Below are 11,178 nucleotides of genomic sequence, written 5' to 3'. Positions count from 1 at the left end.
GGCTCCCAGTAGACGACTGGGTTGATAGGCCGGATATGGAAGCCCTGTGAGGGGTGGAGTTGACCGGTACTAATAGGCCGAGGGCTTGTCCTCAGTTGCTCGCGTCCACTGTGTTGTTCTGAAACAACGACCCCAACCCTGCCACGGGTTGGTGCGGTTGACAGTTTCATAGTGTTTCGGTGGTCATAGCGTGAGGGAAACGCCCGGTTACATTCCGAACCCGGAAGCTAAGCCTTACAGCGCCGATGGTACTGCAGGGGGGACCCTGTGGGAGAGTAGGACGCCGCCGAACAATTATTCCGAAAAGACCCCCTCCCGTCCGGGAGGGGGTCTTTTTGCATTTCCCGGAGACAGGGCAGAAGGCTTTCACGCCGGCCCGGCCGAGGGGGTGGGCGCCGTCAATATGTCGCTAAAACCGCATGATCAGTCCACTGATCAGCGGAAAATCGCCGCTCACGCCGTAGTCTCGAAGGGAAGGGGAACAGGTGTCCGGGGGTGGCCCCGGGGCAGAGCCGGATCAAGAATGGTGCTCATGGGACGAGGCAGGCTGCGCATCTACCTTGGGGCGGCCCCCGGGGTCGGCAAGACGTACGCCATGCTCGCCGAGGCGCACCGGCGACAGCAGCGTGGCACGGACGTCGTGGTGGCGTTCGTGGAGGATCACGGCCGGCGGCTCACCGCGGAGCTCGTCGACGGGCTGGAGGTCGTGCCGCGCCAGCAACTGGTGCACCGGGAGGCCGCGTTCACCGAGATGGACGTGGACGCCGTCCTCGCCCGCCGCCCGCAGGTGGCGCTGGTGGACGAGCTGCCGCACACCAACATCCCCGGCTGCCGCAACGCCAAGCGCTGGCAGGACGTCGAGGAGCTGCTGGCGGCCGGGATCGACGTGATCTCCACCGTCAACATCCAGCACCTGGAGTCGCTCGGCGACGCCGTCGAGGGCATCACGGGAGTGCGCCAGCGCGAGACCGTGCCGGACGCGGTGGTGCGCCGGGCCGATCAGATCGAGCTGGTCGACATGTCGCCGCAGGCGCTGCGGCGGCGGCTGGCGCACGGCAACGTGTACGCGCCGGAGAAGATAGACGCGGCGCTGGCCAACTACTTCCGCCCGGGCAACCTGACCGCGCTGCGCGAGCTGGCGCTGCTGTGGACCGCCGACCGGGTCGACGAGTACCTGCAGAAGTACCGGGCCGAGCAGGGCATCGAGGGCACCTGGCAGGCTCGGGAGCGGATCGTGGTGGGCCTGACCGGCGGCCCCGAGGGGGCGACGCTGATCCGGCGGGCGGCCCGGATCGCGGCCCGTGTCTCCGGCGGCGAACTCCTCGCCGTCCACATCTCCCGCTCGGACGGGCTCTCGGGCACCGGCTCCCCGCAGACGCTGATCGAGCAGCGGGCCCTGGTCGAGAGCCTCGGCGGCTCCTTCCACGCCGTCCTCGGCGACGACCCGGCCGCCGGGCTGCTGGACTTCGCCCGGGGCGTGAACGCGACCCAGATCGTGCTGGGCACCAGCCGCCGGCCGGCCTGGCAGTACCTCTACGGGCCGGGCGTCGGCACCACGGTGACCCGGGAGGCCGGCGACATCGACATCCACATGGTCACCCACGAGCACGCCGGGCACGGACGCGGGCGGGTGCCGGTGCGCCGGATCACCGACCTGGGCCGCTCCCGCACCATCGCGGGCTGGCTGATCGGGCTGGCGGGTCCGCCGGTGCTGGCGCTGGTGCTGACCGCGATCGGCGGGCTGGGCCTGTCCACCGACATGCTGCTGTTCCTGTCGCTGACGGTGTGCGCGGCGCTGGTCGGCGGGCTGCTGCCGGCGATCGGGTCGGCGCTGGTCGCCTCGTCGGTGCTGAACTACTACTTCACGCCGCCGATCCACACCTTCACGATCAACGAGCCGCAGAACATCATGGCGGTGGCGATATTCACCGTGGTCGGCATCTCGGTCGCCTCCGTGGTCGACCTGGCGGCCAGGCGCACCCACCAGGCCGCCCGCAGCCAGACCGAGGCGCAGACGCTCAGCGCGCTGGCCGGTACCGTGCTGCGCGGCGCGCCGAACGGGGACGGGGTGCTGACCGCGCTGATGGAACAGGTCCGGGAGACCTTCGGGCAGGAGAGCGCCGCGCTGCTGGAGCGTCCGGAGCCGCTCGGTGCCTGGGTGCCGGTCGCCACCGCCGGGCCGCGCCCGCCGGAGCGGCCGGAGGAGGCCGACGTGGACGTCCCGGTCGGCGACAGCCTGGCGCTGGTGCTGCGCGGCCGGGTGCTGCCGGGGGCGGACCGGCGCCTGCTCGGGGCGTTCGCCGCGCAGGCGGCCGTGGTGCTGGAGCGCCGCCGGCTGGCCCGGGAGGCCGCGGCGGCCCGCCGGGAGGCGGAGGGCAACCGGATCCGCACCGCCCTGCTGGCGGCCGTCTCGCACGACCTGCGCACCCCGCTGGCGGGGATCAAGGCGTCCGTCACCTCGTTGCGGGCGGCCGACGTCGAGTGGGCGCCGGAGGACGAGGCGGAGCTGCTGGCCGGCATCGAGGCCGGGGCCGACCGGCTCGACCACCTGATCAACAACCTGCTGGACATGAGCCGGTTGCAGACCGGCACCGTCACCCCGCTGATCCAGGAGACCGACCTGGACGAGGTGGTGCCGTTCGCCCTCGGCGGGGTGCCGCCCGAGTCGGTGCGCCTCGACGTCCCGGAGACGCTGCCGATGATCCGGGCCGACGGTGGCCTGCTGGAGCGTTCGCTGGCCAACCTGGTCGAGAACGCCGTCAAGTACAGCCCGGACGGCGTCAAGGTGCTGGTCAAGGCCGACGCGCTGCGTCAGCCGGGCGGTTCCGCGCGGGTCGAGCTGCGGATCGTGGACCGCGGCCCGGGCGTGCCCGAGGACGCCAAGGAGCGGATCTTCGCGCCGTTCCAGCGTTACGGGGACGCGCCGCGCGGCGCCGGGGTGGGGCTCGGGCTCGCGGTGGCGCGCGGCTTCGTCGAGGCGATGGACGGTACCGTCACCGCCGAGGACACCCCCGGCGGCGGCCTCACCATGGTCGTCAGCCTGCCCGCCGCCGAGCGTCCGCCGGAACCGGGGGAGGCGGCCGGGGACGGGCACGATCCGCTGTCGCGGCTGATCACGTGACAGCCGGTGGCCTGCCGCTCCGGCCTGTCGTTCCCCGCTTCCGCACGTCGCATGTTCAGCAAGTCCCACAGTCCGTAAGTCCGACAGCCCTGAAAGGCGGAGCCCGTAAATGACCCGGGTCCTCGTCGTGGACGACGAACCGCAGATCGTCCGCGCGCTGGTGATCAACCTCAAGGCCCGCAAGTACGAGGTCGACGCTGCCCATGACGGCGCGAGCGCCCTGGAACTGGCCGCCGCCCGCCATCCCGACGTCGTCGTCCTCGACCTGGGCCTGCCCGACATGGACGGCGTCGAGGTGATCCGCGGCCTGCGCGGCTGGACCCGGGTGCCGATCATCGTGCTGTCGGCCCGGCACGCCTCCGACGAGAAGGTCGAGGCCCTGGACGCCGGCGCCGACGACTACGTCACCAAGCCGTTCGGCATGGACGAACTGCTCGCTCGGATGCGCGCCGCCGTGCGCCGCGCGGAGCCCGTCGCGGGCGAGGACGACTCGCTGGTCGTCACCGAGAGCTTCACCGTCGACCTCGCCGCCAAGAAGGTCAACCGGGACGGCACCGACGTCCGCCTCACCCCGACCGAGTGGCACCTGCTGGAGGTGCTGGTCCGCAACGCCGGCCGGCTGGTCAGCCAGACCCAGCTGCTCCAGGAGGTGTGGGGCCCCGCCTACCGCACCGAGACCAACTACCTGCGGGTCTACCTCGCCCAACTGCGCCGCAAGCTGGAGCGCGACCCCTCGCACCCGCGCCACTTCATCACCGAACCGGGCATGGGCTACCGCTTCGAGAGCTGATCCCGGGGCGCTCCCGGTGGTCGCACGGCCTGCCGCCGGGGGCGCGGAAACCGGTACCCTTCCGACATGAGTGGTGACAACAGCAGCGACCAGCCGCAGGGGCGCTTCCGCCGCATGCTCAGCCGGCTGACATCCTCGGCCGAGGAGTTGCAGGCCGAGGAGCTGCGCCAGGAGAGCGCGGCGGAGTCGGGCTGCACGCCGATCGCCGGCTGCGCGGACCGCGAGCTGGTCACCGTCGCGGGCACGTTGCGCACGGTGACGCTCCGCCCGCGGGCCGGGGTGCCGGCCTTGGAGGCCGAACTCTTCGACGGCACCGAGGCGCTGGACGTGGTCTGGCTCGGCCGCCGCTCGATCGCGGGCATAGAGCCGGGCCGCCGGCTCGTCGCCAGCGGCCGGATCAGCCACGCACGCGGGCGCCGCGTGCTGTTCAACCCCCGCTATGAGCTGCGTCCGGTCGGACACGGGAGCGAATGAGCGTGAGCAACCAGCCCGGCGGCGAGTCCGCCGCCCAGCTTGACCTGGCCGCGAACCACCACGCGCCGCCCGGCCCGCACGGACCCGGGGCCGCGGCCGACGCGGCCGTCCGCGAGGCCGTCGTCGCCACGGAGGCCGCCGACAGCGCGGCCGAGGAGGCCGCCCGCAAGGCCGCCGCCTCCAAGGAAGCGGCCGACACGATCCTGCAGGCCTTCGGCGGCGTGCGCGGCATGATCGACATGACGCTGCCCGGTCTGGTCTTCATCGTCACCTTCAACATCACCCACCAGGTCAGCTCCGCCGCCTGGGCCGCGCTGGGCCTGTGCGCGGTGTTCGTGGTGACCAGGCTGGCCCGGCGGGAGACCGTCCAGCACGCCTTCAGCGGGGTGTTCGGCGTCGCCCTCGGCGCCTGGATCTCGATGAAGAGCGGCCGCGCCGAGGACTTCTACCTGCCCGGCCTGCTGTGGAACGTCGGCTACTGCATCGCCCTGGCGGTCTCCGCCCTGGTGCGCTGGCCGATGATCGGTGTGATGCTCGGCCCGGTCACCGGCGAGATGTTCACCTGGCGCAAGGAGAACCCGGGCCGGTTCGCCGCCTACACCAAGGCGACCTGGGCCTGGGTGGTGATCATGGGCCTCAAGCCGGTGATCCTCTTCCCGCTGTACTTCACCCACAACGTCAACCTGCTCGGCTGGCTCAAGGTCGCCCTCGGCATCCCGCCGATGCTGCTGGCGATGTACGTCACCTGGCAGATCCTGCTCAAGGCGCCGCCGCCGATCAAGGCGCAGTTCGACGACGACGAGGAGCCGGCCCGCTAGCCGGAGCCCCGGCCGGTCCGAACGCGACGGGCGAGGGCCCGCACCCCTGGTGGGTGCGGGCCCTCGCCCGTGTCCGGTCCGCGCCTTCGGCCCTACTGGGCGCCGGAGGACGCCGACAGCAGGTCCTCCAGCTCCTCCTCGCGCTCCTGCGCGGCCACGAAGAGCAGCTCGTCGCCGCCCTCCAGGGTGTCGTCCTTGCCCGGCACCAGCACCCGGCCCTCGCGGATGATCGTCACCAGCGCGGTGTCCTGCGGCCAGGCCACGTCGCCCACCCGGGTGCCGACCAGCTCGGTGTCGGCGGCCAGGGTCAGCTCGACCAGGTTGGCGTTGCCCTGGCTGAAGCGCATCAGCCGGACCAGGTCGCCGACGCTGACCGCCTCCTCGACCAGGGCGGACATCAGACGCGGGGTGGACACGGCCACGTCCACGCCCCAGGACTCGTTGAAGAGCCACTCGTTCTTCGGGTTGTTCACCCGGGCGACCACCCGCGGCACCGCGTACTCGGTCTTGGCGAGCAGCGAGACGACCAGGTTCACCTTGTCGTCGCCGGTCGCGGCGATCACCACGTGGCAGCGCTGCAGTGCCGCCTCGTCCAGCGAGGTGATCTCGCAGGCGTCGGCCAGCAGCCACTCCGCCATGGGCACCCGCTCCACCGAGATGGAGTTGGGGTTCTTGTCTATCAGCAGGACCTCGTGCCCGTTCTCCAGCAGCTCGCCCGCGATCGAGCGACCCACGGCACCGGCCCCGGCAATGGCGACCCGCATCAGTGACCCTCCTCCTTCGGCCCCTGCGCGAACGCGGCCTCGACCGCCGTCAGGTCGCCCCGGCGCAGCATCACGTGCACCAGGTCGCCCTCCTGCACCACCATCTGGGGCGAGGGCAGCACGCCCTCGCCGAGCCGGGTGACGAACGCCACCCGGGCGCCGGAGGACTCCTCCAGCCCGCTGATGCGGTGGCCGACCCAGCCCGGGTCGTAGGCGACCTCGGCCAGCTGGACGCCGCCGCTCGGGTCCTGCCACAGCGGCTCGGCGCCGCTCGGCAGCAGCCGGCGCAGCATCTGGTCGGCGGTCCACCGGACCGTCGCCACGGTCGGGATGCCCAGGCGCTGGTAGACCTCGGCGCGGCGGGGGTCGTAGATCCGGGCCGCGACGTTCTCCACGCCGAAGTTCTCCCGGGCCACCCGCGCGGCGATGATGTTGGAGTTGTCGCCGCTGGAGACCGCGGCGAACGCGCCGGCCTCCTCGATGCCCGCCTCGCGCAGGGTGTCCTGGTCGAAGCCGACGCCGGTCACCCGGCGCCCGTTGAACCCGGCGCCCAGCCGACGGAACGCGGTCGGGTCCTGGTCGACCACGGCCACCGAGTGGCCCTGTTTCTCCAGGGCTCTGGCGAGGGCCGAGCCCACGCGGCCGCAGCCCATGATGACGATGTGCACCGGCGCTACCTCACCCGTCCCGTAGGGTTCTTGACCTGCGCAAACACCGTTCATCTCCCTTTCCCGCCCGGCTTCCCTGGGCGAGCGTTCTCGTGGGGCGCCGACTCACAACGTGAGTGTTGCCCGCCGACTCGTATCCGACACGCTAGCCGGTCCACAGAACGCGGTCGCGACGAAGGGGGGGACAAACGGCGGAGCCCGGCCCGGGAAGCCCCTACGATTCCTTAACGTGCCTATGCCGACTGACCTACCGAAACGCATCCTGATCGGGCGCGCCCTGCGCAGCGACAAACTGGGCGAAACACTTCTGCCCAAGCGGATCGCGCTGCCCGTCTTCGCCTCGGACGCGCTCTCCTCGGTCGCGTACGCCCCCGAGGAGATCCTGCTGACGCTCTCCGTGGCGGGTGCCTCGGCGATCCACTTCTCCTGGCAGATCGGCGTCGTCGTCGCGATCGTGATGCTCGCGGTGGTCGCCTCCTACCGGCAGAACGTGCACGCCTACCCGAGCGGCGGCGGCGACTACGAGGTCGCGACCGTCAACCACGGGCCCAAGTCGGGGCTTGTCGTCGCCAGCGCCCTGATGGTCGACTACGTGCTCACCGTGGCCGTCTCGACGACCTCGGGCGTCGCCAACGTCGTCTCCGCCGTCCCCGCGCTGCGCGGCCACGAACTGACCCTGTCGGTCATCGTCGTGGTGGTGCTGATGGGCATGAACCTGCGCGGCGTCCGCGAATCCGGCACCGCCTTCGCCGTCCCGACGTACGCCTTCATGATCGGCGTCATCGGCATGGTCGGCTACGGCTTCGTCCGGCACTTCCTGTTCGGCCAGGACATGCCCGCCGAGAGCTCCGGTTTCCACCTCGCCGCCACCCCCGGAAACGACTCGCTGGCCGGGTTCGCCATGGTGTTCCTGCTGCTCAAGTCGTTCTCCTCCGGCTGCGCCGCGCTCACCGGCGTGGAGGCCATCTCCAACGGCGTGCCGGCCTTCCGCAAGCCCAAGAGCAAGAACGCCGCCACCACCCTGCTGATGATGGCCAGCATCGCCGTGGTGATGTTCATGGGCATCATCTGGCTGGCCCGCCTCACCGGCGTCCAGATGGCCGAGAACCCGGCCGAGCAGCTCGTCGGCTCCTCGCCCGGCTACCACCAGAAGACCGCGCTCGCCCAGATCAGCGAAGCCGTCTTCAACAACTTCACGCCCGGCTTCTACTTCGTCGCCGCCGTCACCGGCCTGATCCTGGTGCTCGCCGCGAACACCGCCTTCAACGGCTTCCCGGTGCTCGGCTCGATCCTCGCCCAGGACCGCTACCTGCCGCGCCAGCTGCACACCCGCGGCGACCGGCTGGCCTTCTCCAACGGCATCATCCTGCTGGCGATCGCCGCGATCCTGTTCGTCATCGCCTTCGACGCGGACCCCAACCGGCTGATCCAGCTCTACATCGTCGGCGTCTTCGTCTCCTTCAACATGAGCCAGTCCGGCATGATCCGGCACTGGACCAGGCTGCTGCGCACCGAGACCGACCCGGCCAAGCGCCGCCACATGCAGCGCAGCCGGGCGATCAACACCTTCGGCCTGGTGATGACCATGGCCGTGCTGATCGTCGTCCTGGTCACCAAGATCAGCCACGCCTGGATCGCGATCGCCGCGATGGTCGTGCTCTTCGTGATGATGAAGGGCATCCGCCGCCACTACGACCGGGTCTCCGAGGAACTCACCGCCGCCGAGGAGCCGGACGACGTGGTGCTGCCCACCCGGGTGCACGCCATCGTGCTGGTCTCCAAGCTGCACAAGCCCGCGCTGCGCGCCCTCGCCTACGCCAGGCTCGCCCGCGCCCACACCCTGGAGGCCGTCACCGTCAACGTCGACCCGGCCGACACGGCGGCGCTGCGCCGGGAATGGGACGAGCGCGGCATCGAGGTGCCGCTCAAGGTGCTGGACTCGCCGTTCCGCGAGATCACCGGGCCCGTCCTCGACTACGTGAAGAACCTGCGCCGCAGCAGCCCGCGCGAGGTGGTGTCGGTCTACATCCCCGAGTACGTGGTCGGCCACTGGTACGAGCACCTGCTGCACAACCAGAGCGCGCTGCGGCTCAAGGGACGGCTGCTGTTCAAGCCCGGGGTGATGGTCACCTCGGTGCCGTGGCAGCTGGAGTCCTCCGAGCGGCGCAAGCCGCAGAAGGCCTGGTCGGCGCCGGGTGCCGTCCGGCGTGGCGAGCCTCGGGCGCCGAAGGCCGTAAAGTCGAAGGTCCCCGTTATGCCAGACGCCACCGCTGACAGCAGCAAGGACTCCGCCCAGTGACCCGCAACACCCCGTCCCGCTCCTCCGGATCCTCGGGCAAGGGCGCCCGCAAGGGCGCCGCCAAGCCCGGCAAGGTCGCCCGGCCGCGCTGGGGCAAGCCCGTGCGCCCGGCCGCCACCGACCGCGACGGCTTCACCGCGCAGACCGCGCCGCTCGCGCCGGGCGAGCCCGCTCCCGCGCGTCCGGCGGAAGCCGACACGGGGAAGCCGAAGGCCGCCCGTACGCAGAAGACCGACGGTGCGCAGAAGGCCGAGCGCACGCAGAAGGCCGAGCGCTCCAAGGACGGTGCGCCGAAGGGCGACCGTGCGCAGGGCTCCCGCGCGCAGGCGTCCCGCACGCCGGGGGAGCGGCCGCGCAAGCAGGCGGTGCGGCCGCCGAAGGCGCTGCGCACCGCGCCGCGGGCCGCGCGGCCCGAGACGCCGTCCGGCGATCCGCTGGCCGGCCAGCGCTACGAGGTCGAGGTCGGCCCGGTCGCGCACGGCGGCGGCCACTGCGTGGCCCGGCACGAGGGCCGGGTGCTGTTCGTCCGGCACGCGCTGCCCGGCGAGAAGGTGGTCGCACTGGTCACCGAGGGCACCTCCACCTCCCGGTTCCTGCGGGCCGACGCGGTCGAGATCCTGGAGCCCGCCAAGGAGCGGATCGCGCCGCCGTGCCCGTTCTCCGGGCCCGGCAAGTGCGGCGGCTGCGACTGGCAGCACGTCACCCCGGGCGGGCAGCGCAAGCTCAAGGGGCAGGTGCTGACCGAGCAGCTGGCCAAGCTGGCCGGCCTCACCCCGGCCGAGGCCGGCTGGGACGGCAGCGTCGAGCCGGTCGGCGGCAAGCTGCCGGCCGGGCAGGTGCCGACCTGGCGCACCCGCGTGCAGTACGCCGTGGACCAGGAGACCGGGAAGGTCGGCCTGCGCAAGCACCGCTCGCACGACGTGCAGCCGGTGGACCGCTGCCTGATCGCCGCCGAGGGCGTCACCGAACTCGGCATCGAGTCCCGCGACTGGCCGGGCATCGCCTCGGTCGAGGTGATCGCCGCGAGCGGCTCCTCGGACCGCCAGGTGGTGCTCACCCCGCGTCCCGGCGCCCAGCTGCCGCTGGTCGAGCTGGACAAGCCGGTGTCGATCGCCCGGGTGGACGACCAGGGCGACATCCACCGCGTGCACGGCCGCAGCTTCGTGCGCGAGCGGGCGACCGGGCGGACCTGGCGGGTCAGCAACGGCGGCTTCTGGCAGATCCACCCCGAGGCGCCGGACACCCTGGTCGACGCCGTCCTGGACGGCCTGGACCCGCAGTGGGGCGAGAACGCGCTCGACCTGTACTGCGGCGTCGGCCTGTTCGCGGGCGCGCTGGCCGACCGGGTCGGCGAGGAGGGCGCGGTGCTCGGCATCGAGTCCTCCAAGCAGGCCGTGGCCGACGCCCGGCACAACCTGGCCGCGCTGGACAACGTGCGGATCGAGTGCGACCGCGTCGAGACGCTGCTGCCGCGCACCGGCATCACCGCCACCGACCTGATCGTCCTGGACCCGCCGCGCTCGGGCGCCGGGCGCGAGACCGTGGCGCACCTGGTCGGGCTGGAGGCGCGCCGGATCGCGTACGTCGCCTGCGACCCGGCGGCGCTCGCCCGGGACCTGGCGTTCTTCCGCGAGGGCGGCTACCGGCCGGTCTCGCTGCGGGCCTTCGACCTGTTCCCGATGACGCACCACTTCGAGTGCGTGGCGGTCCTGGAGCCGATCGGGAAGTGACCCGGCGGCCCTCCGGGGTGCCGGTCGGCTTCGACGGGCGCTGATTGCGTTCGCGGGAGTTCGCGGGGGGTCCGGGGGAGTTCGGCCGAGTTCGGTAGCGGAGGCGGTACCCGTTCACGCGGGTGCCGCCTCCTCGCCGTTCCGGTGCGGGACGGTCAGGGCCGGTTGTGCTCCTCTTCGTCGGCGCTGTGCGGAAGGTCGATCCCGTGCTGGGCGGCGAGCCGGAGCAGTCCGGCGATCCGGCCCTCGTACGCCTGGACGCCGTCGGCGTCTCCTTCGGTCCGGGCCGTTGCGAGGTCCCGGCGGGCCTGGGCGAGCTGCTCGCGCAGCTCCTGGTCGAACATGGCTGTCATTGCCGGCCTCCAGACCGGTCGGTGCCGCTCCGCGGAACGCTCAGGAGAGTTCAGAGTCCCGGAAGGCGAAGAACTCTTCAAGTCTCGCTCGCCCCGGCGGGGTGGCGTCGGGCGGGGTGGCGTCGGAGAGCTTCGGAGGGGCTTCGCGGGGCCGGCGTCGG

General features: G+C 72.0%; 9 protein-coding genes and 2 rRNA genes. 8 read left to right on the top strand and 3 right to left on the bottom strand.

Annotated elements, in window-relative coordinates:
- From ACIQVZ_RS02070 to ACIQVZ_RS02045, 6 genes are all read left to right on the top strand, one after another.
- Positions 1-93 (top strand): 23S ribosomal RNA (locus ACIQVZ_RS02070); the annotation flags it as partial.
- A gap of 82 nt (positions 94-175) precedes the next feature.
- A 5S ribosomal RNA gene (gene rrf, locus ACIQVZ_RS02065) occupies positions 176-292 on the top strand.
- Positions 293-532: 240 nt separating this feature from the next.
- On the top strand, positions 533-3,121 hold the full coding sequence (locus ACIQVZ_RS02060; protein ID WP_350886223.1) for a sensor histidine kinase KdpD: 2,589 nt from the start codon (positions 533-535) through the stop codon (positions 3,119-3,121).
- A gap of 109 nt (positions 3,122-3,230) precedes the next feature.
- Positions 3,231-3,911, top strand: a complete 681-nt coding sequence (locus tag ACIQVZ_RS02055) for a response regulator (RefSeq protein ID WP_033351413.1) — start codon at positions 3,231-3,233, stop codon at positions 3,909-3,911.
- Between the two features lie 66 nt (positions 3,912-3,977).
- Positions 3,978-4,385, top strand: coding sequence for an OB-fold nucleic acid binding domain-containing protein (locus ACIQVZ_RS02050; RefSeq protein ID WP_063347599.1), 408 nt, complete (start codon positions 3,978-3,980; stop codon positions 4,383-4,385).
- A 2-nt stretch (positions 4,386-4,387) separates the two neighbouring features.
- Positions 4,388-5,203: a DUF3159 domain-containing protein gene (locus ACIQVZ_RS02045; protein ID WP_350886220.1), complete on the top strand. Its 816-nt coding sequence runs from the start codon at positions 4,388-4,390 to the stop codon at positions 5,201-5,203.
- Between the two features lie 92 nt (positions 5,204-5,295).
- Here ACIQVZ_RS02045 and ACIQVZ_RS02040 read toward each other — a convergent pair whose 3' ends face one another.
- Positions 5,296-5,967, bottom strand: coding sequence for a TrkA family potassium uptake protein (locus tag ACIQVZ_RS02040; protein WP_063347598.1), 672 nt, complete (start codon positions 5,965-5,967; stop codon positions 5,296-5,298).
- Positions 5,967-6,635: a TrkA family potassium uptake protein gene (locus tag ACIQVZ_RS02035; RefSeq protein WP_350886218.1), complete on the bottom strand. Its 669-nt coding sequence runs from the start codon at positions 6,633-6,635 to the stop codon at positions 5,967-5,969. Before ACIQVZ_RS02035 ends, ACIQVZ_RS02040 begins: the two co-directional genes overlap by 1 nt.
- 229 nt (positions 6,636-6,864) lie before the next feature.
- Between ACIQVZ_RS02035 and ACIQVZ_RS02030 the strand changes: the two genes are divergently transcribed.
- On the top strand, positions 6,865-8,934 hold the full coding sequence (locus tag ACIQVZ_RS02030) for an APC family permease (RefSeq protein WP_350886216.1): 2,070 nt from the start codon (positions 6,865-6,867) through the stop codon (positions 8,932-8,934).
- Between the two features lie 383 nt (positions 8,935-9,317).
- Complete coding sequence (locus ACIQVZ_RS02025) at positions 9,318-10,664, top strand: class I SAM-dependent RNA methyltransferase (RefSeq protein ID WP_402446392.1); 1,347 nt, start codon at positions 9,318-9,320, stop codon at positions 10,662-10,664.
- Between the two features lie 155 nt (positions 10,665-10,819).
- Here ACIQVZ_RS02025 and ACIQVZ_RS02020 read toward each other — a convergent pair whose 3' ends face one another.
- The gene (locus ACIQVZ_RS02020; RefSeq protein WP_350886214.1) at positions 10,820-11,017 is read right to left on the bottom strand and encodes a hypothetical protein; all 198 of its coding nucleotides are present in this window, start codon (positions 11,015-11,017) and stop codon (positions 10,820-10,822) included.
- Between the last annotated feature and the right edge of the window lie 161 nt (positions 11,018-11,178).

It is taken from the genome of Kitasatospora sp. NPDC098663 (assembly GCF_044760075.1).
Taxonomy (GTDB): domain Bacteria; phylum Actinomycetota; class Actinomycetes; order Streptomycetales; family Streptomycetaceae; genus Kitasatospora.
This window is presented reverse-complemented; position numbering and strand designations above follow the sequence as displayed.

Excerpts from the sequence above, each read along its gene's own strand:
- ACIQVZ_RS02060 (WP_350886223.1), top strand. The coding sequence starts at position 533 with ATGGGACGAGGCAGGCTGCGCATCTACCTTGGGGCGGCCCCCGGGGTC.
- ACIQVZ_RS02040 (WP_063347598.1), bottom strand. The coding sequence starts at position 5,967 with ATGCGGGTCGCCATTGCCGGGGCCGGTGCCGTGGGTCGCTCGATCGCG.
- ACIQVZ_RS02050 (WP_063347599.1), top strand. The coding sequence starts at position 3,978 with ATGAGTGGTGACAACAGCAGCGACCAGCCGCAGGGGCGCTTCCGCCGC.
- ACIQVZ_RS02055 (WP_033351413.1), top strand. The coding sequence starts at position 3,231 with ATGACCCGGGTCCTCGTCGTGGACGACGAACCGCAGATCGTCCGCGCG.
- ACIQVZ_RS02020 (WP_350886214.1), bottom strand. The coding sequence starts at position 11,017 with ATGACAGCCATGTTCGACCAGGAGCTGCGCGAGCAGCTCGCCCAGGCC.